The organism is Kitasatospora sp. NPDC059599 (assembly GCF_042735125.1).
In the GTDB taxonomy this organism is placed as follows: Bacteria; Actinomycetota; Actinomycetes; order Streptomycetales; family Streptomycetaceae; genus Kitasatospora.
This window is the reverse complement of sequence record NZ_JBHWCL010000006.1, coordinates 51153-70152: the sequence shown is the minus strand read 5'-3', so window position 1 is coordinate 70152 and position 19000 is coordinate 51153. Positions and strand designations below refer to the sequence as shown.

31 protein-coding genes are annotated in these 19000 nt (G+C 67.6%); all 31 read right to left on the bottom strand.

Going from position 1 to position 19000, the window contains the following annotated elements; translation table 11 throughout:
• Window positions 1–11: 11 nt before the first annotated feature.
• Complete coding sequence (gene rpsI / locus ACFV04_RS03815; protein WP_224273932.1) at window positions 12–515, bottom strand: 30S ribosomal protein S9; 504 nt, start codon at window positions 513–515, stop codon at window positions 12–14.
• 45 nt (window positions 516–560) lie between these two features.
• Entirely contained in the window at window positions 561–1004 is a 444-nt protein-coding gene (gene rplM, locus ACFV04_RS03810) for a 50S ribosomal protein L13 (RefSeq protein ID WP_030055846.1), read from the bottom strand.
• A 231-nt stretch (window positions 1005–1235) separates the two neighbouring features.
• Window positions 1236–2894: an ABC-F family ATP-binding cassette domain-containing protein gene (locus ACFV04_RS03805; protein ID WP_380341298.1), complete on the bottom strand. Its 1659-nt coding sequence runs from the start codon at window positions 2892–2894 to the stop codon at window positions 1236–1238.
• 42 nt (window positions 2895–2936) lie between these two features.
• Window positions 2937–3872 carry a tRNA pseudouridine(38-40) synthase TruA gene (truA, locus tag ACFV04_RS03800; protein WP_360254678.1) on the bottom strand — a complete coding sequence of 312 codons (936 nt, stop codon included), beginning with the start codon at window positions 3870–3872 and terminating at the stop codon, window positions 2937–2939.
• A gap of 92 nt (window positions 3873–3964) precedes the next feature.
• The gene (gene rplQ, locus ACFV04_RS03795) at window positions 3965–4444 is read right to left on the bottom strand and encodes a 50S ribosomal protein L17 (RefSeq protein WP_380341301.1); all 480 of its coding nucleotides are present in this window, start codon (window positions 4442–4444) and stop codon (window positions 3965–3967) included.
• Window positions 4445–4571: 127 nt separating this feature from the next.
• Window positions 4572–5594 (bottom strand): DNA-directed RNA polymerase subunit alpha, encoded by a 1023-nt coding sequence (locus ACFV04_RS03790; protein WP_380341304.1) that lies wholly within the window; start codon window positions 5592–5594, stop codon window positions 4572–4574.
• Window positions 5595–5743: 149 nt separating this feature from the next.
• Window positions 5744–6151, bottom strand: a complete 408-nt coding sequence (rpsK, locus tag ACFV04_RS03785; protein WP_030232513.1) for a 30S ribosomal protein S11 — start codon at window positions 6149–6151, stop codon at window positions 5744–5746.
• Between the two features lie 72 nt (window positions 6152–6223).
• A complete protein-coding gene (gene rpsM, locus ACFV04_RS03780) occupies window positions 6224–6604 on the bottom strand; it encodes a 30S ribosomal protein S13 (RefSeq protein WP_030259703.1) in 381 nt (126 codons plus the stop codon).
• A 174-nt stretch (window positions 6605–6778) separates the two neighbouring features.
• On the bottom strand, window positions 6779–6892 hold the full coding sequence (gene rpmJ / locus ACFV04_RS03775) for a 50S ribosomal protein L36 (RefSeq protein WP_003956441.1): 114 nt from the start codon (window positions 6890–6892) through the stop codon (window positions 6779–6781).
• Window positions 6893–6924: 32 nt separating this feature from the next.
• The gene (gene infA, locus ACFV04_RS03770) at window positions 6925–7146 is read right to left on the bottom strand and encodes a translation initiation factor IF-1 (RefSeq protein WP_003956442.1); all 222 of its coding nucleotides are present in this window, start codon (window positions 7144–7146) and stop codon (window positions 6925–6927) included.
• 194 nt (window positions 7147–7340) lie between these two features.
• A complete protein-coding gene (gene mscL, locus ACFV04_RS03765) occupies window positions 7341–7766 on the bottom strand; it encodes a large conductance mechanosensitive channel protein MscL (protein ID WP_360254674.1) in 426 nt (141 codons plus the stop codon).
• 131 nt (window positions 7767–7897) lie between these two features.
• Window positions 7898–8737 (bottom strand): type I methionyl aminopeptidase, encoded by an 840-nt coding sequence (gene map / locus ACFV04_RS03760; RefSeq protein WP_380341310.1) that lies wholly within the window; start codon window positions 8735–8737, stop codon window positions 7898–7900.
• 116 nt (window positions 8738–8853) lie between these two features.
• Complete coding sequence (locus ACFV04_RS03755; protein WP_380341311.1) at window positions 8854–9507, bottom strand: adenylate kinase; 654 nt, start codon at window positions 9505–9507, stop codon at window positions 8854–8856.
• Window positions 9507–10817: a preprotein translocase subunit SecY gene (gene secY, locus ACFV04_RS03750; protein ID WP_360254668.1), complete on the bottom strand. Its 1311-nt coding sequence runs from the start codon at window positions 10815–10817 to the stop codon at window positions 9507–9509. The genes ACFV04_RS03755 and secY overlap by 1 nt, the downstream gene beginning before the upstream one ends.
• A 368-nt stretch (window positions 10818–11185) precedes the next feature.
• Window positions 11186–11638: a 50S ribosomal protein L15 gene (gene rplO / locus ACFV04_RS03745; protein ID WP_360254666.1), complete on the bottom strand. Its 453-nt coding sequence runs from the start codon at window positions 11636–11638 to the stop codon at window positions 11186–11188.
• A 2-nt stretch (window positions 11639–11640) separates the two neighbouring features.
• A complete protein-coding gene (gene rpmD / locus ACFV04_RS03740; protein ID WP_030055835.1) occupies window positions 11641–11823 on the bottom strand; it encodes a 50S ribosomal protein L30 in 183 nt (60 codons plus the stop codon).
• A complete protein-coding gene (gene rpsE / locus ACFV04_RS03735) occupies window positions 11823–12446 on the bottom strand; it encodes a 30S ribosomal protein S5 (protein WP_030055834.1) in 624 nt (207 codons plus the stop codon). Before rpsE ends, rpmD begins: the two co-directional genes overlap by 1 nt.
• 48 nt (window positions 12447–12494) lie before the next feature.
• Window positions 12495–12878: a 50S ribosomal protein L18 gene (gene rplR, locus ACFV04_RS03730; protein ID WP_030280785.1), complete on the bottom strand. Its 384-nt coding sequence runs from the start codon at window positions 12876–12878 to the stop codon at window positions 12495–12497.
• 3 nt (window positions 12879–12881) lie between these two features.
• Entirely contained in the window at window positions 12882–13421 is a 540-nt protein-coding gene (rplF, locus tag ACFV04_RS03725) for a 50S ribosomal protein L6 (protein ID WP_360254664.1), read from the bottom strand.
• A gap of 22 nt (window positions 13422–13443) precedes the next feature.
• Window positions 13444–13851 (bottom strand): 30S ribosomal protein S8, encoded by a 408-nt coding sequence (gene rpsH, locus ACFV04_RS03720; RefSeq protein WP_354641027.1) that lies wholly within the window; start codon window positions 13849–13851, stop codon window positions 13444–13446.
• A gap of 266 nt (window positions 13852–14117) precedes the next feature.
• Window positions 14118–14303 (bottom strand): type Z 30S ribosomal protein S14, encoded by a 186-nt coding sequence (locus ACFV04_RS03715; RefSeq protein WP_030393303.1) that lies wholly within the window; start codon window positions 14301–14303, stop codon window positions 14118–14120.
• A 4-nt stretch (window positions 14304–14307) separates the two neighbouring features.
• Window positions 14308–14877 (bottom strand): 50S ribosomal protein L5, encoded by a 570-nt coding sequence (rplE, locus tag ACFV04_RS03710; protein WP_030393302.1) that lies wholly within the window; start codon window positions 14875–14877, stop codon window positions 14308–14310.
• On the bottom strand, window positions 14877–15188 hold the full coding sequence (gene rplX, locus ACFV04_RS03705) for a 50S ribosomal protein L24 (RefSeq protein WP_030055828.1): 312 nt from the start codon (window positions 15186–15188) through the stop codon (window positions 14877–14879). The genes rplE and rplX overlap by 1 nt, the downstream gene beginning before the upstream one ends.
• A 15-nt stretch (window positions 15189–15203) precedes the next feature.
• Window positions 15204–15575 (bottom strand): 50S ribosomal protein L14, encoded by a 372-nt coding sequence (gene rplN, locus ACFV04_RS03700; RefSeq protein WP_030393301.1) that lies wholly within the window; start codon window positions 15573–15575, stop codon window positions 15204–15206.
• Between the two features lie 102 nt (window positions 15576–15677).
• Complete coding sequence (rpsQ, locus tag ACFV04_RS03695) at window positions 15678–15950, bottom strand: 30S ribosomal protein S17 (protein ID WP_030055826.1); 273 nt, start codon at window positions 15948–15950, stop codon at window positions 15678–15680.
• The gene (gene rpmC, locus ACFV04_RS03690; RefSeq protein ID WP_049649042.1) at window positions 15950–16174 is read right to left on the bottom strand and encodes a 50S ribosomal protein L29; all 225 of its coding nucleotides are present in this window, start codon (window positions 16172–16174) and stop codon (window positions 15950–15952) included. The genes rpsQ and rpmC overlap by 1 nt, the downstream gene beginning before the upstream one ends.
• Window positions 16174–16593 (bottom strand): 50S ribosomal protein L16, encoded by a 420-nt coding sequence (gene rplP / locus ACFV04_RS03685; RefSeq protein WP_030055824.1) that lies wholly within the window; start codon window positions 16591–16593, stop codon window positions 16174–16176. The genes rpmC and rplP overlap by 1 nt, the downstream gene beginning before the upstream one ends.
• A gap of 5 nt (window positions 16594–16598) precedes the next feature.
• Complete coding sequence (gene rpsC / locus ACFV04_RS03680) at window positions 16599–17423, bottom strand: 30S ribosomal protein S3 (protein WP_360254661.1); 825 nt, start codon at window positions 17421–17423, stop codon at window positions 16599–16601.
• On the bottom strand, window positions 17423–17770 hold the full coding sequence (gene rplV / locus ACFV04_RS03675; protein ID WP_095874452.1) for a 50S ribosomal protein L22: 348 nt from the start codon (window positions 17768–17770) through the stop codon (window positions 17423–17425). Before rplV ends, rpsC begins: the two co-directional genes overlap by 1 nt.
• Window positions 17771–17827: 57 nt before the next feature.
• Window positions 17828–18109, bottom strand: a complete 282-nt coding sequence (rpsS, locus tag ACFV04_RS03670) for a 30S ribosomal protein S19 (protein WP_030055821.1) — start codon at window positions 18107–18109, stop codon at window positions 17828–17830.
• A gap of 11 nt (window positions 18110–18120) precedes the next feature.
• The gene (gene rplB / locus ACFV04_RS03665; RefSeq protein ID WP_030393297.1) at window positions 18121–18957 is read right to left on the bottom strand and encodes a 50S ribosomal protein L2; all 837 of its coding nucleotides are present in this window, start codon (window positions 18955–18957) and stop codon (window positions 18121–18123) included.
• Window positions 18958–19000 lie beyond the last annotated feature (43 nt).

Genomic DNA, 19000 nt, shown 5'->3' with positions numbered 1-19000 from the left:
CTGGGACGCGATTAGCGCTTGCTGTACTGCGGCGCCTTGCGGGCCTTCTTGAGACCGGCCTTCTTGCGCTCGACGGCGCGGGCGTCACGGGTCAGGAAGCCGGCCTTCTTCAGCGCGCCGCGGTTGTTGTCCACGTCGGCCTCGTTCAGGGCACGGGCCACGCCGAGGCGCAGCGCGTAGGCCTGGCCGGACACGCCGCCACCGCTGATGCGGGCGACGACGTCGTAACGGCCGTCCAGCTCCAGGAGCTTGAAGGGCTCGTTCACGGTCTGCTGGTGCACCTTGTTGGGGAAGTAGCCCTCAAGGGTGCGACCGTTGATCTTCCACTGGCCCGTGCCGGGGACGATGCGCACGCGGGCGATCGCCTCCTTGCGACGGCCCAGGCCGGCGCCGGGGACGGCCTCGCCGAAGCGACCGGCCAGCGACTCGGAGGTGTAGCTCTCCTCGGAGGTGTACTCGCCCTCGACGACGGTCTCGTCGAAGTCGACCTCAAGGGTTTCAGTGGTCTCGGCCACGGTGTTCCTCAGCTCTTTTCAGTGTTGGGGGGCTTGGTGGCCGAATTACTGCGCGACCTGGGTGATCTCGAACGGCACCGGCTGCTGGGCAGCGTGCGGGTGCTGGTCGCCCGAGTAGACCTTCAGCTTCGAGAGCATCTGGCGGCCCAGGCTGTTCTTGGGGATCATGCCCTTGATGGCCTTCTCGACGGCCTTCTCCGGGTTGTTCGCCAGCAGGTCGTCGTAGCGCACCGAGCGCAGACCGCCCGGGAAGCCCGAGTGGCGGTAGGCCAGCTTCTGGGTCTTCTTGTTACCGGACAGGTGCACCTTGTCGGCGTTGATGATGATGACGAAGTCACCAGTGTCAACGTGCGGCGCGTAGATCGCCTTGTGCTTGCCCCGGAGGAGGTTGGCGGCCTGGGAAGCCAGGCGGCCGAGCACGACGTCGGTCGCGTCGATGACGTGCCACTGACGCTGGACGTCGCCGGGCTTGGGGCTGTACGTACGCACGGTCGTAGCCTTCGCTTTTCAGTGAGTGAGTCCTGACAGGAGCACCCGGACGGAAGAGCAGCCTGACCACCCTTGGACGCAATTCAAGGGTGACCGCTGGTCGTCGACCTGATGTCTCCGGCGTACCGACCTCTCACGTGAGATAGAGCGAGCCAATACGCACATCAAGCGTCCAGGTTACCGGCAGGGGCGGAGCGGGTCAAAAATGCCCGGGAGCACCCCCGTGCGCACTCAGCGCTCGCGCTCCACCCGGGTCACGTCCCAGACCGGTTCCGGCGACTCGAACACCCGGCCGTCGGCCCCGAAGACCAGGAAGCGGTCGAAGGTCCTGGCGAACCAGCGGTCGTGGGTGACGCACAGCACGGTGCCGTCGAAGGCCTCCAGCCCGGCCTGCAGCGCCTCGGCGCTCTCCAGGTCCAGGTTGTCGGTCGGCTCGTCGAGCAACAGGGCCGTCACACCGGAGAGTTCGAGCTTGAGGATCATCAGCCGGGCCTGCTGCCCGCCGGACAGCGACTCGAACTTCTGCTCCTCCTGGCGGTCCAGCTCGTACCGGCGCAGCGCGCCCATCGCGGCGCCGCGGCTGAGCGCGTGCTCCTCCTCGATGATCGAGCGGACGGTGCGGCCGAACAGCTCCGGGTGGGCGTGGGTCTGCCGGAAGTGGCCGGGGACGACCCGGGCGCCCAGCTTCCAGGCGCCGGTGTGCGCGACCGTCTCGTCGCCCGCCAGCAGCCGCAGCAGGTGGGACTTCCCGGCGCCGTTGGCGCCCAGCACCCCGATCCGCTCGCCGTAGAAGACCTCCAGGTCGAAGGGCTGCATGAGGTCGGTGAGTTCCAGCTGCTCCATGGTGAAGGCGCGCACGCCGGTGCGCCCGCCCTTGAGCCGCATGCTGATGGACTGCTCGCGCGGGGGCTCCTCCGGCCGGCCGGCCTCCTCGAACTTCTTCAGGCGGGTCTGCGCGGCGGCGTAGCGGGTGGCCAGGGCGTGGCTGACCGACGCGGCCTGGCGCAGGGTGACCACCAGCTTCTTGAGCTTGGCGTGTTCTTCGTCCCACCGCCGGCCCAGCTCCTCGAAGCGCGCGAAGCGGTCCTTGCGGGCCTCGTGGAAGGAGTCGAAGCCGCCGCCGTGCACCCAGACGCTGCTTCCGGCGGCGCCGGACTCGACGCTGATGATCTTCTCGGCGGTGCGGGAGAGCAGCTCGCGGTCGTGCGAGATGTACAGCACGGTCTTCGAGGTGGCCTTGATGGCCTCCTCCAGCCAGCGCTTGCCGGGGACGTCCAGGTAGTTGTCCGGCTCGTCGAGCAGCAGCACCTCCTCGGGCCCGCGCAGCAGCGTCTCCAGGACGAGCCGCTTCTGCTCGCCGCCGGAGAGCGTGTTCAGGCCGCGCCACTGGGCCTTGTCGAAGGGCACGCCGAGAGCCGCCGTGGTGCAGACGTCCCAGTCGGTCTCGTAGTCGTAGCCGCCGACGTCGGCCCAGTCGGAGAGCGCCTGGGCGTAGGCCATCTGCGTCTTCTCGTCGTCCTGGGCGATCATCGCCAGTTCGGCGGCGTCCACCGCGCGGGCCGCCGTGGCGATCCGCTCGGGGGCGACCGACACCAGCAGGTCGCGGACCGAGGCGTCCGCCGGCAGCGCGCCTGGGGTGGACCGCTGGTCCTCGCGGCCGGTGGTGCCGACGAACTGGCGCATCACGCCGAGCCCGCCGCTGATCGTCACCGAGCCGCCGTGCGGCTGGAGGTCCCCCGCGATCATCCGCAGCAACGTGGTCTTGCCGGCACCGTTCGCGCCGACCAGGGCGACCGCGGCGCCCTCGCCGACCCGGAAGGACGCGTCGTCGAACAGCACCCGCCCGTCCGGCAGGTAGTACTCCAGGTGCGAAATCTCGACGTGTCCCATGGAGAGGATTGTCCCAAGCCGACGCCCCCGGCCCAAACCGATTTAGGGGGCGGCTCCGGGCTCCGGCTGTGGTAGGGCGGGCCGTCCCGGGAGGGTCCGCATCCGCCGTGCCGCCCGGTTCCGCTCGGCCAGCCGGTCGTCCGGCGGGTAGCCGACCTCCTCCAGCGTCAGCCCGTACGGCCGGATCACGTTGACGGCGGAGTTGCGCACCCCGCCGGCCAGCACCTCGCCGGGGAACTCCACCGGCCGGTGCCCGTCGCCGACCAGCAGCATCGCGCCGACCAGCGCCCGGACCATGTTGTGGCAGAAGGCGTCGGCCCGGACGGTGGCGACCGCGAGCGAGCCCTCCTGGGCCGCGTACGGGTCCACCGGGACGCGGTCCCAGTGCAGCTCCAGCAGGGTGCGGATGGTGGTGGCGCCCTCGCGCTTCTTGCAGTACGCGGCGAAGTCGTGCTCGCCGAGCAGCAGCTTCGCGGCCTCGTTCATCCGGTCCACGTCCAGCGGCCGGTCGTGCCAGAGCACATGACCGCGCAGCAGCGGGTCCACCCCGCCCTGGTGGTCGGCGACCCGGTACGCGTACCGGCGCCAGATCGCCGAGAAGCGGGCGTCGAACCCGGCCGGCGCCTCGCCGACCCGGTAGATCCGGACGTCCCCGGGCAGCCGCCCGGCCAGCCGCCGCAGCAGCTTCTCCCGGTGCGCCTCCCACAGCTCGGCGGGCAGGTCGACGTGTGCGACCTGGCCGCGCGCGTGCACCCCGGCGTCGGTGCGGCCGGCCACCGTCAGGGGGAACAGCTCCGGGCTGCGGGTGACGATCTGCAGCGCGGTCTCGATCTCCTCCTGGACCGTCCGGCGGCCGCCCTTCTGGCGGGCCCAGCCGGAGAACTCGGCGCCCTGGTAGGCGAGATCGAGCCGGACCCGGACGTACCCGTCCGCCGGGCCGTCCTTCACCGGCGGCTGCTCGGCGCAATCGTTGACCACTGCTTCTCTTCTCCCGCGTTCGGTCCCGCGACAAGGGAACGGGCCCGCTCCCCCAGCGATGGGGAAGCGGGCCCGGTTCACACCCGGAGGTGTCAGGCCTGCTCGGCGGCCTCGGCCTCGTCGGCCTTGGTCTCGACCGCGGCGGCCTCGTCGGCCTCCTTGACGGCGCGCTTGGTGGCGGCCTCGGCCTCGCCGACGGCGTTCTGCGCGACGGTCAGCGCCTCGACCAGCTCGATCACGGCCATCGGGGCGTTGTCGCCACGACGGGGACCGATCTTGGTGATGCGGGTGTAGCCACCCGGGCGGTTCTCGTAGCGCGGCGCGATCTCGGTGAAGAGAGTGTGCAGCACGGCGATGTCGGTGATCGTCTTGCGAACCAGGCGACGGTTGTGGATGTCGCCCTTCTTCGCCTTGGTGATCAGCTTCTCCGCCAGCGGGCGCATCCGACGGGCCTTGGCCTCGGTCGTGGTGATGCGGCCGTACTGGAACAGCTCCCGGCACAGACCGGCGAGCAGCAGCGGCTCGTGGTGCGGGCCGCCGCCGAGGCGGGCACCCTTGGTGGGACGCGGCATGGAATTACTCCTCGAATCTCCGACTGCGGCCGTACCAGGTACCGCAGCGGGCGTACGGGCACTGTGCCCGCACGACTTTCACGACGACGGGGGCGGTTCCGGGGAACCGCCCCCGCGGTCAAGTCTTTCAGTACTGCTCGGTCTCCGCGTAACCCGCGTCGTCCAGGTCGTCGGCGCCGAAGGCGTCGGCGGCGGCGGTCGGGTCGAACCCGGGCGGGCTGTCCTTGAGGGCCAGGCCCATGCCGGCCAGCTTCGCCTTGACCTCGTCGATCGACTTCGCACCGAAGTTGCGGATGTCGAGCAGGTCGGCCTCGGAGCGGGCGACGAGCTCACCCACGGTGTGGATGCCCTCGCGCTTGAGGCAGTTGTAGGAGCGGACCGTGAGCTCCAGCTCCTCGATCGGCAGCGCCAGGTCGGCGGCCAGGGCGGCGTCCGTCGGGGACGGGCCCATGTCGATGCCCTCGGCGTCGATGTTCAGCTCGCGGGCGAGGCCGAACAGCTCCACCAGGGTCTTGCCGGCCGAGGCCATGGCGTCGCGCGGACGCATGGCGGGCTTGGTCTCGACGTCGACGATCAGCTTGTCGAAGTCGGTCCGCTGCTCGACACGGGTGGCCTCGACCTTGTAGGTGACCTTCAGCACGGGGCTGTAGATCGAGTCGACCGGGATGCGGCCGATCTCCTGGCCGGAGGCCTTGTTCTGGACGGCGGAGACGTAGCCGCGACCGCGCTCGACGGTCAGCTCCATCTCCAGCTTGCCCTTGCCGTTGAGCGTGGCGAGGATCAGCTCGGGGTTGTGCACCTCGACACCCGCCGGCGGGGCGATGTCGGCGGCGGTGACGACACCCGGGCCCTGCTTGCGCAGGTACATCACGACCGGCTCGTCGTGCTCCGAGGAGACGACCAGCTGCTTGATGTTGAGGATGAGGTCGGTCACGTCCTCCTTGACGCCCGGCACGGTGGTGAACTCGTGCAGGACGCCGTCGATGCGGATGCTGGTGACAGCGGCACCCGGGATCGACGACAGGAGCGTGCGGCGCAGGGAGTTGCCGAGGGTGTAGCCGAAGCCCGGCTCCAGCGGCTCGATCACGAACCGCGAGCGGAACTCGTCGACGACCTCTTCGGTCAGCGAGGGACGCTGAGCGATAAGCATGGGGGATGTTCCTCCAGTTGTCTTCGGCACCCACTATTTGATGCCGACAGGACCAAGCGTACGGGCTCCCGCAGGAAGCGACGAATCACTGTGTGTGGGAGCCCGTACGAGGTTTCAAGCAGTACTACCGAGTGCCCGAAGGCGCTGCGTCAGACGCGGCGGCGCTTCGGCGGACGGCAGCCGTTGTGCGGGGTGGGGGTGACGTCCTGGATCGAGCCGACCTCCAGGCCGGTGGCCTGGAGCGAACGGATCGCGGTCTCGCGGCCGGAGCCCGGACCCTTCACGAAGACGTCGACCTTGCGCATGCCGTGCTCCTGCGCGCGACGGGCAGCGGCCTCGGCGGCCATCTGCGCGGCGAACGGGGTGGACTTGCGCGAGCCCTTGAAGCCGACGTGGCCGGCGGAGGCCCAGGAGATCACGTTGCCCGCGGGGTCGGTGATCGAAACGATGGTGTTGTTGAACGTGCTCTTGATGTGCGCGTGGCCGTGAGCGACGTTCTTCTTTTCCTTGCGGCGGATCTTCTTCGCGCCGGCAGCCTGACGACCCTTGGGGGGCATAAGTCTGTTCTCCTACTGAGGTGGTCGGTCCGCTGACCCGCGGGCCGGAGGGATGTCCGGTTACGGGACGGACTACTTCTTGCCCGGCTTCTTCTTGCCGGCGATCGCGCGACGCGGGCCCTTGCGGGTACGCGCGTTGGTGTGGGTGCGCTGGCCGCGGACCGGCAGGCCCCGACGGTGACGCAGACCCTCGTAGCAGCCGATCTCGACCTTGCGGCGGATGTCGGCGGCCACCTCACGGCGGAGGTCACCCTCGACCGTGTAGTTGGCGTCGATGTACTGGCTCAGCTTGACCAGGTCTTCCTCGGTGATGTCGCGAACGCGGACATCCGGGTTGACGCCGGTCTCGGCGAGGGTCTGCTGGGCGCGGGTACGGCCGATGCCGTACACGTAGGTGAGGGCGATCTCGATCCGCTTCTCACGGGGGAGATCAACGCCGGCGAGGCGTGCCATTCAAGGCTCCTGTGCTTTTTCAGAGGTCTTGCGTGCTACCTACTCCTGCACCTCTCGGTGAGGGAGCCCCGGCCTCTGACCGGGGGTGGCAGTCCGTCCCGGGGGACGGATCGGGCAGCCCGCTTATGACGTTTTCGCGTCGCGCGAAGTACTACGAGAAATGCTGGGGAGAGATCAGCCCTGGCGCTGCTTGTGGCGCAGGTTGTCGCAGATCACCATGACCCGGCCGTGACGGCGGATCACCTTGCACTTGTCGCAGATCTTCTTGACGCTCGGCTTGACCTTCATGCTTCAGGTTCTCCGGGTCTAGATCTGACGTTTTACTTGTAGCGGTAGACGATCCGGCCGCGCGTGAGGTCGTAGGGGCTGAGCTCCACGACGACCCGGTCGTCCGGCAGGATGCGGATGTAGTGCATGCGCATCTTGCCACTGATGTGCGCGAGGACCTTGTGACCGTTCTGCAGCTCGACCTTGAACATCGCGTTCGGAAGAGACTCGATCACGGTGCCCTCGATCTCAATGGCGCCTTGCTTCTTAGCCATGAACTGCGAGATCCACCTTCCGGGACCGGCTACCGTATGCGGAACGCTCGTGCGAACCTGGGTTCACCCCGCCCCCGAGGGGAAGAGGGCGTGCTGAAGCACGCTACGAGTGAGCCGACGGTCCATCCTACGCCAGCGCATCCGGTGGACCAAAACGGGGGTCCCGGAAGGCGGCACCCGTCACACCCGCCGTCTCAGGCCCCGAGCGTGACCGTCAGCGGCTCGACCTGCGCGGTGCAGGCCGAGCAGCGACGGGCGGCCTCGGGGATCTCGGTGAGGCACTCGGGGCAGGGGCGCTTCGGGGCCTTCGGCTTCTTCGGCAGGTAGCGCGCGGTCGCCTTGGTGATCGGCAGGACCACGCAGAAGTAGAGCACCGCGGCGGTCATGACGAAGGCGATCAGGACGTTGAGGAACTGGCCGTACGGGAAGGTGACCCCGGCCACCGTCGCCTTGTACGAGCTGAAGTCGCCGGCCGCGCCGACCACCACGCCGACCAGCGGGGTGAGGAAGGCGGACACGAAGCCGGTCACCACCGCGGTGAACGCGGCACCGATGACCACACCGACCGCCATGTCGACGACGTTGCCGCGCATCATGAAGTCGCGGAATCCCTTGAGCACGTGCTGTCTCCTGCTCGCTCGTACGGCCAGTGCCGACCACTGCCAGCCGATAAAAATAGGACAAAAGCCCTGGAGGTCCAAACCTCCAGGACTCGGGCCCCTTCACCGGCGGCGGCGGGCCGCCGCCGGGACTACGCGAGCGGGTCCGGAGCGGCGGTGATGCCCAGCTTCGCCAGTTCGGCCGTGCCGCCGTCGAACGCGGTCAGGACCAGCGGGCCCTGCTCGGTCACGGCCACCGAGTGCTCCCAGTGCGAGGCCCAGGTGCCGTCGTTGGTGACGACCGTCCACTCGTCGTCCAGGACGGTGGTGTGCGGGGTGCCCAGCGAGACCATCGGCTCGATCGCCAGGACCGTGCCGGGGACCAGCTTCGGGCCCTTGCCGCGGCCGCGCTCGACGTAGTTCAGCACGTGCGGCTCCATGTGCATCGCGGTGCCGATGCCGTGGCCGCCGTAGCCCTCGGTGATGCCCCACTTGCCCTTCGGCGGCAGCGGCTGGCGGCGGATGAAGCCCTCGATCGCCTTGGAGACGTCGACCAGGCGGTTGTTCTTCTTCATCTGGGCGATGCCGGCCCACATCGAGCCCTCGGTGACCCGGCTCAGCATCTCGACCTCGGGCCGAACCTCGCCGACCGCCACGCTGATCGCCGCGTCGCCGTGCCAGCCGTCCAGGATGGCCCCGCAGTCGATCGAGATGAGGTCGCCCTCCTGCAGCACCCGCTCGCCCGGGATGCCGTGCACGACCTCGTTGTTCACCGAGGCGCAGATCACGCCCGGGAACCACAGGCCGCCGTGGTGCGCGCGGAAGTTCGAGGTGGCGCCGTGGTCGGTGATGACCTTGTCCGCGATGTCGTTGAGCTCCTGGGTGGTCACCCCCGGAGCGACCGCCTCGCGGCAGGCCTTGAGGGCCTCGGCGACGACCAGCCCGGCCGCTCGCATCTTCGCGATCTGCTCGGGGGTCTTGATCTCCACCATCTGGTCACGCCTTCCAAGTCCGGATTACCACTGCCTACCACCGTACGACGCCGAAACGGCCGGGCCACCCGCTGGGCGGGCGATCCGGCCGTACCGTCGTACGTTCGCCGAGAGACTCAGCTGTCCTGCTTCAGCGCCTCGATCGCGCGGGCGGTGACCTCGTCCACCTTGCCGAGGGCCGGGATGGTCACCAGGAGACCCTGCTCCTTGTAGTACCCGATGATCGGCTCGGTCTCCGTGTGGTAGACCTCCAGGCGCGTGCGCACCTTGTCCTCGGTGTCGTCCGAGCGCTGGTACAGCTCGCCGCCGCACTCGTCGCAGACGCCCTCGGCCTTCGGCGGGTTGTAGTCCACGTGGAAGACGTGGCCGCCGTTGTTGCGGCACAGTCGGCGACCGGCGATCCGGCGGACGACCTCGTCCTCGGGCACCTCCAGGTCGAGCACGCCGTCCAACGCGATGCCCTGCTCGGCGAGGAACTCGTCCAGCGCCTTGGCCTGGCCCAGGTTGCGGGGGAAGCCGTCGAGCAGGAAGCCGTTGACGGCGTCCTCCTGGAGCATGCGGTCCTTGGCCATCCCGATGGTGACCTCGTCCGGTACCAGACGGCCCGCGTCCATGTAGCTCTTGGCCTCGAGCCCCAGCGGGGTGCCCTGGCCGATGTTGGCGCGGAAGAGGTCGCCGGTGGAGATGTGGGGAATGGACAGGGTCTTGGCGAGCAGGTGCGCCTGAGTACCCTTCCCGGCCCCGGGAGGACCAACGAGGACGATACGCATCAGCGGAGGAACCCTTCGTAATTGCGCTGCTGGAGCTGGCTCTCGATCTGCTTCACAGTTTCGAGTCCGACGCCGACGACGATGAGAACGCTGGTGCCGCCGAACGGGAAGTTGGTCTGCTGTCCGAAGGCGACCAGGGCGATCATCGGGATCAACGCGATCAGGCCCAGGTAGAGCGAACCCGGCCACGTGATACGGGTCAGCACGTAGTTCAGGTACTCGGCCGTCGGACGGCCGGCCCGGATGCCCGGGATGAACCCACCATACTTCTTCATATTGTCGGCAACTTCTTCGGGGTTGAAGGAGATGGCGACGTAGAAGAACGCGAAGAAGACGATCAGCAGGAAGTAGGTGGCCATGTAGATCGGGTGGTCACCCTTGACGAAGTTCGTCCGGATCCACGTGGCCCAGCCCGCCTGACTGTTGGTCAGCTGGACCACCAGGGCGGGGATGTAGAGCAGCGACGAGGCGAAGATGACCGGGATGACACCGGCCTGGTTCACCTTGAGCGGGATGTAGGTCGAGGTGCCGCCGAACGCCCGGCGGCCGATCATCCGCTTCGCGTACTGGACCGGGATCCGGCGCTGGGCCTGCTCGACGAAGATGACGAGCATCACGACGATGATGCCGACCGCGACCACGGAGAGGAACTCGACCCAGCCGCCGCCGATGGTGCCGGACTGCTTGATCGCCCACATCGAGGACGGGAACTGCGCCGCGATCGAGGTGAAGATCAGCAGCGACATGCCGTTGCCGATGCCGCGGTCGGTGATCAGCTCGCCCAGCCACATGATGACCGTGGTGCCGGCCGTCATCGTGAGGACCATGACGGCGATGCGGAACACGCCGGTGTCCGGGACGATCTGGTTGGCCAGCGGGCAGCCGGAGAACAGCGCGCCGCTGGAGGCCGTCGCCACGATGCCGGTGCCCTGGAGCACGGCGAGCGCGATGGTCAGGTAGCGGGTGTACTGGGTGATCTTGGTCTGTCCGGCCTGGCCCTCCTTCTTCAGCGCCTCCAGTCGCGGGATCACGACGGTGAGGAGCTGGAGGATGATGCTTGCCGTGATGTACGGCATGATGCCGAGGGCGAAGATCGTCAACTGGAGGAGCGCGCCACCGCTGAACAGGTTGACGAGCCCGAAGAGGCCGCTGTTCTTGGTCTCCTTCACGCACTCGTTCACGGCCGTGAAACTCACGCCCGGAATCGGAATGTGCGAGCCCAGCCGGAACAGCACCATGATGCCCAGCGTGAACAGCAGCTTCTTGCGCAGGTCGGGCGTCTGGAACGCCCGCGCGAACGCACTGAGCACGGTGCCTCCTGCGCCTCCCGCGCGTCGTCGGCGGGAGGGTCGGTCCTGAATGGGGAGTTTGCGGTTCGGGCTCCCGTACAGACGGCACAGGCGAGCCTACGCGCAGCCTACAAGGGAACTCCACGGACTCTAACAGTGCGCGGCCACTCCGAAGAAGCGCGTACGGCCCGTCCCCCACTCACGGGGTACGGGATGCCCGGGTTTGCCACACAAAAGAACGAGGGCCCTTCCGGGGCCCGGAGCGCCGACCGATCCGATTTCCCGACCGCGGCCGAAATCGGGCCACCGGGTCCGGAACGGGCCGGAAAAGGCACGAGCCCCGCACCTCCCGAAGGAGGTGCGGGGCTCGAAAGCGGTATTCAGCGGGCTCAGACGAGCTCGGTGACCGTACCGCCGGCGGCCGTGATCTTCTCGGCGGCGGAGCCGGAGACGGCGTCGACCGTCACCTGCAGCGCAACCGAGACCTCGCCGGTGCCGAGCACCTTGACGAGGGAGTTCTTGCGAACCGCGCCCTTGGCGACCAGGTCCTCGACGGTGACCTCTCCACCCTGCGGGTAGAGCTCGGCCAGCTTGTCGAGGTTGACGACCTGGAACGTGATCTTGAACGGGTTCTTGAAGCCCTTCAGCTTCGGCAGGCGCATGTGGAGCGGCATCTGGCCACCCTCGAAGCGCTGCGGAACCTGGTAGCGGGCCTTGGTGCCCTTGGTACCACGACCGGCAGTCTTACCCTTGGAGGCCTCACCACGACCCACGCGGATCTTGTCGGTCTTGGCACCCGGGGCGGGACGCAGGTTGTGGATCTTGATCGGGTTCTCGCCCATGATCAGTCCACCTCCTCAACCGTCACCAGGTGACGGACCGTGTGGGCCATCCCGCGGATCTCGGGACGGTCCTCCTTCACCACGACGTCGTGCATGCGCTTGAGACCAAGCGAACGCAGGGTGTCACGGTGGTTCTGCTTGCTGCCGATGTACGACTTGGTCTGCGTGATCTTCAGGCGAGCCATCAGGCGCTCACCCCAGCAGCACGCGCCCGCAGCAGAGCGGCGGGGGCCACGTCCTCCAGCGGCAGGCCACGACGGGCGGCGATCTCCTCGGGGCGCACGAGGCCCTTCAGAGCAGCCACGGTGGCGTGCACGATGTTGATCGCGTTGTCGGAGCCGAGCGACTTCGACAGGATGTCGTGGATGCCGGCGCACTCCAGGACGGCGCGCACCGGACCACCGGCGATAACACCGGTACCGGGGGCGGCGGGCTTCAGGAGCACGACGCCGGCGGCCTTCTCACCCTGGATCGGGTGCGGGATGGTGCCCTGGATACGGGGGACCTTGAAGAAGTTCTTCTTGGCCTCCTCAACACCCTTGGCGATGGCGGCCGGAACCTCCTTCGCCTTCCCGTAACCGACACCCACGGTGCCGTCACCGTCGCCCACCACGACCAGCGCGGTGAAGCTGAAACGACGACCACCCTTGACAACCTTGGCGACACGGTTGATCGCGACGACGCGCTCGACGTAAGCGGTCTTCTCGACGGCGGGGGCGTTGCCCCGGTCGTCACGCTTACGGTCGCGCCGCTCGCCACCGCCGGTGCCGCCGCCGGCGCCGCTACCGCGGCGCTGGGGTCCAGCCATTGGAATTACCTCTCTCGATTACGTCCGCCGACAGAGTCGACGAGCGGCTTAGAAGTCGAGCCCGGCCTCGCGGGCCGCGTCCGCCAGGGCGGCGATGCGGCCGGCGTACCGGTTGCCCGCGCGGTCGAAGACGACCGACTCGATGCCGGCGGCCTTGGCGCGCTCGGCGACCAGGCTCCCGACCTTCTTGGCCAGCTCGGTCTTGTCGCCCTCGGCGCCCTTGATGGACACGTCGAGGGTGGACGCCGACGCCAGGGTGTGACCCTTGGCGTCGTCGATGACCTGGGCGACCATGTGACGGTTCGAGCGCGTCACGACGAGGCGCGGACGCACCTCGGTGCCGACGACGCGCTTGCGAACGCGGATCGCGCGGCGCTTGCGAGCGGCGCTCTTGTAGGCGTTGCCCTTGCCGATCTTGACAGAGACACTCATCGCTTACTTACCACTCTTTCCGACCTTGCGGCGGATGACCTCGCCCGCGTACTTGACACCCTTGGCCTTGTACGGGTCCGGCTTGCGCAGCTTGCGGATCTTCGCGGCGACCTCGCCGACCTTCTGCTTGTCGATGCCGTCCACGTGGAACTTGGTGGCGGACTCGACGACGAAGGAGATGCCCTCGGGGGCCTCGACGAGGATCGGGTGGCTGTAGCCCAGCTGGAACTCCATGTCGGAGCCCTTCGCCAGAACTCGGTAGCCGACACCGCTGATCTCCAGCGACTTGCGGTAGCCCGCGGTCACGCCGGTGATCATGTTCGCCACCAGCGTGCGGGTCAGGCCGTGCAGGGCCTTCGACAGACGCTCGTCGTTGGGGCGGGTGACAGCCAGAGTGCCGTCCTCGCCCTTGCCGATCTCGATCGGCGCGGCGACGACGTGGGTGAGGGAGCCCTTCGGGCCCTTCACCGAGACCGTCTGGCCATCGATGGTGACGTCCACGCCAGCGGGGACCTGGATGGGCAGCCGTCCAATGCGCGACATTGCTGTACCTCCGTTTCCCGAATTACCAGACGTAGGCGAGAACTTCTCCGCCTACGCCCTTCTTGGCGGCCTGCTTGTCGGTCAGGAGGCCGGAGGACGTGGAGATGATCGCCACGCCCAGGCCGCCGAGAACCTTCGGCAGGTTGGTGGACTTTGCGTAAACGCGCAGACCCGGCTTGCTGATGCGCTTGATGCCGGCGATGGAGCGCTCACGGTTGGGGCCGAACTTGAGCTCGATGGTCAGCTTCTTGCCGACCTCGCCCTCAGTGGGCTCCTCAACCTTGTAGGAGGAGATGTACCCCTCCTGCTGCAGGATCTCGGCGACGTGCGCCTTGATCTTGCTGGCCGGCATCGCCACGGTGTCGTGGTACGCCGAGTTCGCGTTACGCAGACGCGTGAGCATGTCTGCGATGGGGTCGGTCATGGTCATGATGGCCTCAGGCCTCTCTCGCCGCGGTTTCTCCGCGCCAGGTCCCCCTGCCGCACTCTTCCGAGTTCGTCAGGGGCACAAGCGCAGGGGACCTGCGACGTCGTAAGACTGGGTGCGAGCCCTCCGTAGAGGACCACGGACATCCATGGGGAAGCCGTGGCAGGGGGCCCGACCCCACTACCTTACGGGACTCCGTACGGCAGGCCCAAAACGGGCGGGTGTGGGATCGGGCACCTCTGCTTCGCTGTGTGCCTAAAGCGCCTGGATTACCAGGAGCTCTTGGTCACGCCCGGCAGCTCGCCGCGGTGCGCCATCTCACGGAGGCAGACACGGCAGAGGCCGAACTTGCGGTACACCGAGTGCGGACGGCCGCAGCGCTGGCACCGGGTGTAGGCCCGGACGCCGAACTTCGGCTTCCGCTCGGCCTTCGCGATGAGGGACTTCTTCGCCATTGGCTCACGCCTCCTTGAACGGGAAGCCCAGAGCGCGCAGGAGCGCCCGGCCCTCGTCGTCGGTCTGAGCGGTGGTCACGACGGTGATGTCCATACCGCGCTGACGGTCGACCTTGTCCTGGTCGATCTCGTGGAACATAACCTGCTCGGTCAGACCGAAGGTGTAGTTGCCACGGCCGTCGAACTGCTTCGGGGAAAGACCACGGAAGTCACGGATTCGCGGCAGGGCCAGCGAAACCAGACGGTCCAGGAACTCCCACATGCGGTCACCGCGGAGGGTGACGTGCGTGCCGATCGGCTGGCCCTCGCGCAGCTTGAACTGCGCGATGGACTTGCGAGCCTTGGTCACGGCCGGCTTCTGACCGGTGATCGCGGTCAGGTCGCGGATCGCACCCTCGATCAGCTTGCTGTCACGGGCAGCCTCGCCGACACCCATGTTGACGACGACCTTGACCAGGCCGGGCGTCAGCATGACGTTCTCGTACGAGAACTGCTCCTGCAGCTGACCCTTGATCTCGGAGTTGTAACGCTCCTTGAGACGGGGGGTCACCTTCTCAACAGTCGTCTCAGACATCAGATGTCCTCACCGGTTCGCTTGGCAACGCGGATCTTGTTGCCCTCGTCATCGAAGCGGTAGCCAACGCGGGTGACGACCTTCTTGCCGTCCTTCTCCACGACCAGCTGGACGTTGGAGACGTGCACCGGGGCCTCGACGGTGACGATGCCACCCTGAGTGCCCGGGCCCGGCTTGGTGTGCTTCTTGACCCGGTTCACACCCTCGACCAGGACCTTGTTCTCGGCGGGCATGGCCTGGATGACCTTGCCCTGCTTGCCGCGGTCCTTGCCGGTGATGACCTGAACCAGGTCACCCTTCTTGATCTTCATGCTGTTCGCCATGGGTTAGAGCACCTCCGGCGCAAGCGAGATGATCTTCATGAACTTCTTGTCGCGCAGCTCGCGGCCCACCGGGCCGAAGATGCGGGTACCACGGGGGTCGCCGTCCGTGTTCTTGAGGACGACGGCGGCGTTCTCGTCGAACCGGATGTACGAACCGTCGGGACGACGGCGCGACTTCACGGTACGGACGACGACGCACTTGACGACGTCACCCTTCTTCACCGAACCGCCGGGGATCGCGTCCTTGACGGTGGCGACGATGACGTCCCCGATACCGGCGTAGCGGCGACCGGAACCACCGAGAACGCGGATGCAAAGGATTTCCTTCGCGCCCGTGTTGTCGGCGACACGCAGTCGCGACTCCTGCTGGATCACAGCTTTCTCCTGATCGTCAACGAGAGCTGACGGGCCGGCCGCTGCTCACACCAGCGCCCGCAAGGGGCCTGGTGCACATACGGCCGTACCGCATCAACTTCGTTACTTGGCCTTCTCGAGGATCTCGACGACGCGCCAGCGCTTCGTCGCGGACAGCGGGCGGGTCTCCGCGAGGAGGACCCGGTCGCCGATGCCGCAGGCGTTCGCCTCGTCGTGCGCCTTCAGCTTGTTCGTACGGCGGATGACCTTGCCGTACAGCGCGTGCTTGACGCGGTCCTCGACGGCGACGACGACGGTCTTGTCCATCTTGTCGCTGACGACGAGACCCTCACGGGTCTTGCGGAAACCGCGCGTCTCGTTGGTGTTCTCAGTCATCAGGCGCTCTCCACCGTCTCGATGCCCAGCTCGCGCTCGCGCATCAGGGTGTAGATCCGCGCGATGTCCTTACGGACGAGCTTGAGCCGTCCGTGGTTGTCGAGCTGCCCGGTCGCCGCCTGGAAGCGGAGGTTGAACAGCTCCTCCTTGGCCTCACGGAGCTTGGCAACGAGACCCTCGTTGTCCAGCTCGCGGAGGTCAGCAGCCTTGGTGCCGGCCGACATCAGCTCTCACCTGCCTCGCGCCGGATGATCCGGCACTTCATCGGGAGCTTGTGAGCTGCGCGGGTCAGCGCCTCACGAGCCACCTTCTCGTTGGGGTACGACAGCTCGAACATGACCCGACCCGGGTGCACGTTCGCGATCCACCACTCGGGCGAACCCTTACCGGAACCCATGCGGGTCTCGGCCGGCTTCTTGGTGAGCGGACGGTCCGGGTAGATGTTGATCCAGACCTTGCCGCCACGCTTGATGTGACGGGTGACGGCGATACGAGCGGACTCGATCTGCCGGTTCGTCACGTAGGCCGGGGTGACGGCCTGGATGCCGTACTCGCCGAACGCGAGCTCGGTGCCACCCTTGGCAGCGCCGCGACGCTTGGGGTGGTGCTGCTTGCGGTGCTTGACCCGACGGGGGATCAGCATGGGAGTCAGGCCTCCGTTCCGGTGTTCTCGGCAGCCGGAGCCTCGGCGACCGGGGCCGCGGGGGCCTCGGAAGCGGCGGGGCGACGGCCACGGCCACCGCGCTCGCCACCGCGGCGCTCGCCACCGCGGGCGGGACGACCACCCTCGGGACGGGCCGGGCGGTTGCCCGAGCGGGCAGCGGCGTTCTCAGCGCGGACCTCGGCGATGTTCTTGACGTCGCCCTTGTAGATCCAGACCTTCACGCCGATGCGGCCGAAGGTGGTCTTGGCCTCGAAGAAGCCGTAGTCGACGTTCGCGCGGAGGGTGTGCAGCGGCACGCGACCCTCGCGGTAGAACTCCGAACGGCTCATCTCGGCGCCGCCGAGACGACCGGAGCACTGGACCTTGATGCCCTTGGCGCCGGACTTCATCGTGCCCTGCATCGACTTGCGCATGGCACGACGGAAGGAGACGCGGGAGGACAGCTGCTCCGCGACGCCCTGAGCCACGAGCTGGGCGTCCAGCTCGGGGTTCTTGACCTCGAGGATGTTCAGCTGGACCTGCTTGCCGGTCAGCTTCTCCAGGTTGCCCCGGATCTTGTCGGCCTCCGCGCCGCGGCGGCCGATCACGATGCCCGGACGGGCGGTGTGGATGTCCACGCGGACGCGGTCACGGGTGCGCTCGATCTCAACCTTCGAGATGCCGGCGCGCTCCATGCCCTTCGTCATGAGACGACGGATCGCGACGTCTTCCTTGACGTAGTCCTTGTACAGCTTGTCGGCGTACCAGCGGGACTTGAAGTCCGTGCTGATGCCGAGGCGGAACCCGTGCGGGTTAACCTTCTGGCCCATTACCGGGTCCCTTCCTTGCTGCTGACGACCACGGTGATGTGGCTGGTCCGCTTGCGGATCCGGTAGGCACGGCCCTGGGCACGCGGACGGAACCGCTTCAGGGTCGGACCCTCGTCAACGTACGCCTCGGAGATGTAGAGGTCGTCCACGTTGGAGTGGTTGTAGTTGTGCGCGGCGTTGGCAATGGCGCTGTCGAGCACCTTGCCGACCGGCACGGTGGCGGCCTGCGGAGCGAAACGCAGGACGGCCTGGGCCTCCGTGGCCGGCAGGCCACGGATGAGGTCCACCACGCGGCGGGCCTTCATGGGCGTGACGCGGATGTACCGCGCCTGGGCCCTGGCTTCCATGGTTGTCCCCTTAATGGAGTAAGTCATTGAGTCGTTCTGGCGGTGAAGCTCAGGCGACTAGCGACGCTTCGACTTGCGGTCGTCCTTGACGTGGCCGCGGAAGGTGCGGGTCGGAGCGAACTCGCCCAGCTTGTGGCCGACCATCGACTCGGTGACGAACACCGGGACGTGCTTGCGACCATCGTGAACCGCGATCGTGTGGCCGAGCATGGCCGGGAAGATCACGGAGCGACGGGACCAGGTCTTGATGACGTTCTGGGTACCCGCTTCGTTCTGCGCGTCCACCTTCTTGAGAAGGTGGCCGTCGATGAAGGGGCCCTTCTTGAGACTGCGCGGCATCTGACCTGCTCCTAGCGCTTCTTGTTGGTCTTGCGGCGGCGCACGATGAGAGCGTCCGACGCCTTCTTCGGGCGACGGGTGCGACCCTCCTTCTGGCCCCACGGCGAGACCGGGTGGCGACCACCGGAGGTCTTACCCTCACCACCACCGTGCGGGTGGTCGATCGGGTTCATGGCGACACCACGCACGGTCGGGCGAACGCCCTTCCAGCGCATGCGGCCGGCCTTGCCCCAGTTGATGTTCGACTGCTCGGCGTTGCCGACCTCGCCGACGGTCGCGCGGCAGCGCGCGTCCACCAGGCGGATCTCACCGGAGGGCATGCGCAGGTGCGCCATCTTGCCCTCACGCGCCAGCAGCTGGATGCCGGAGCCGGCGGAGCGGGCCAGCTTGGCACCGCCACCGGGACGCAGCTCCACCGCGTGGATGGTGGTACCGACCGGGATGTTGCGCAGCGGCAGGTTGTTGCCCGGCTTGATGTCGGCGCCAGCGCCGTTCTCGATCCGGTCGCCCTGCGTGATGCCACGCGGCGCGATGATGTAGCGCTTCTCGCCGTCCGCGTAGTGCAGGAGCGCGATGCGCGCGGTGCGGTTCGGGTCGTACTCGATGTGCGCGACCTTGGCCGGCACGCCGTCCTTGTCGTGACGACGGAAGTCGATCACGCGGTAGGCGCGCTTGTGACCGCCACCCTGGTGGCGAACGGTGATCCGACCGGCGTTGTTACGGCCGCCCTTGCTGTGCAGGGGGCGAACCAGCGACTTCTCCGGCGTGGACCGCGTGATCTCTACGAAGTCGGCCACGCTGGAGCCACGACGGCCCGGCGTAGTCGGCTTGTACTTGCGGATGCCCATTTGGCTCTCTCGTCCTCGTCCTTATCGACGATCACGATCTCCG

What these genes read in the sequence shown, in the direction of transcription:
- ACFV04_RS03805 (WP_380341298.1), bottom strand. Translation starts at nt 2,894, where the DNA reads ATGGGACACGTCGAGATTTCGCACCTGGAGTACTACCTGCCGGACGGG.
- rplQ (WP_380341301.1), bottom strand. Translation starts at nt 4,444, where the DNA reads ATGCCGCGTCCCACCAAGGGTGCCCGCCTCGGCGGCGGCCCGCACCAC.
- ACFV04_RS03790 (WP_380341304.1), bottom strand. Translation starts at nt 5,594, where the DNA reads ATGCTTATCGCTCAGCGTCCCTCGCTGACCGAAGAGGTCGTCGACGAG.
- rpsK (WP_030232513.1), bottom strand. Translation starts at nt 6,151, where the DNA reads ATGCCCCCCAAGGGTCGTCAGGCTGCCGGCGCGAAGAAGATCCGCCGC.
- rpsM (WP_030259703.1), bottom strand. Translation starts at nt 6,604, where the DNA reads ATGGCACGCCTCGCCGGCGTTGATCTCCCCCGTGAGAAGCGGATCGAG.
- rpmJ (WP_003956441.1), bottom strand. Translation starts at nt 6,892, where the DNA reads ATGAAGGTCAAGCCGAGCGTCAAGAAGATCTGCGACAAGTGCAAGGTG.
- infA (WP_003956442.1), bottom strand. Translation starts at nt 7,146, where the DNA reads ATGGCTAAGAAGCAAGGCGCCATTGAGATCGAGGGCACCGTGATCGAG.
- map (WP_380341310.1), bottom strand. Translation starts at nt 8,737, where the DNA reads ATGGTGGAGATCAAGACCCCCGAGCAGATCGCGAAGATGCGAGCGGCC.
- ACFV04_RS03755 (WP_380341311.1), bottom strand. Translation starts at nt 9,507, where the DNA reads ATGCGTATCGTCCTCGTTGGTCCTCCCGGGGCCGGGAAGGGTACTCAG.
- rplO (WP_360254666.1), bottom strand. Translation starts at nt 11,638, where the DNA reads ATGGGCGAGAACCCGATCAAGATCCACAACCTGCGTCCCGCCCCGGGT.
- rpmD (WP_030055835.1), bottom strand. Translation starts at nt 11,823, where the DNA reads ATGGCTCGCCTGAAGATCACGCAGACCAAGTCGTACATCGGCAGCAAG.
- rpsE (WP_030055834.1), bottom strand. Translation starts at nt 12,446, where the DNA reads ATGGCTGGACCCCAGCGCCGCGGTAGCGGCGCCGGCGGCGGCACCGGC.
- rplR (WP_030280785.1), bottom strand. Translation starts at nt 12,878, where the DNA reads ATGAGTGTCTCTGTCAAGATCGGCAAGGGCAACGCCTACAAGAGCGCC.
- rplF (WP_360254664.1), bottom strand. Translation starts at nt 13,421, where the DNA reads ATGTCGCGCATTGGACGGCTGCCCATCCAGGTCCCCGCTGGCGTGGAC.
- rpsH (WP_354641027.1), bottom strand. Translation starts at nt 13,851, where the DNA reads ATGACCATGACCGACCCCATCGCAGACATGCTCACGCGTCTGCGTAAC.
- ACFV04_RS03715 (WP_030393303.1), bottom strand. Translation starts at nt 14,303, where the DNA reads ATGGCGAAGAAGTCCCTCATCGCGAAGGCCGAGCGGAAGCCGAAGTTC.
- rplE (WP_030393302.1), bottom strand. Translation starts at nt 14,877, where the DNA reads ATGTCTGAGACGACTGTTGAGAAGGTGACCCCCCGTCTCAAGGAGCGT.
- rplX (WP_030055828.1), bottom strand. Translation starts at nt 15,188, where the DNA reads ATGAAGATCAAGAAGGGTGACCTGGTTCAGGTCATCACCGGCAAGGAC.
- rpsQ (WP_030055826.1), bottom strand. Translation starts at nt 15,950, where the DNA reads ATGACTGAGAACACCAACGAGACGCGCGGTTTCCGCAAGACCCGTGAG.
- rpmC (WP_049649042.1), bottom strand. Translation starts at nt 16,174, where the DNA reads ATGTCGGCCGGCACCAAGGCTGCTGACCTCCGCGAGCTGGACAACGAG.
- rplP (WP_030055824.1), bottom strand. Translation starts at nt 16,593, where the DNA reads ATGCTGATCCCCCGTCGGGTCAAGCACCGCAAGCAGCACCACCCCAAG.
- rpsC (WP_360254661.1), bottom strand. Translation starts at nt 17,423, where the DNA reads ATGGGCCAGAAGGTTAACCCGCACGGGTTCCGCCTCGGCATCAGCACG.
- rplV (WP_095874452.1), bottom strand. Translation starts at nt 17,770, where the DNA reads ATGGAAGCCAGGGCCCAGGCGCGGTACATCCGCGTCACGCCCATGAAG.
- rpsS (WP_030055821.1), bottom strand. Translation starts at nt 18,109, where the DNA reads ATGCCGCGCAGTCTCAAGAAGGGCCCCTTCATCGACGGCCACCTTCTC.
- rplB (WP_030393297.1), bottom strand. Translation starts at nt 18,957, where the DNA reads ATGGGCATCCGCAAGTACAAGCCGACTACGCCGGGCCGTCGTGGCTCC.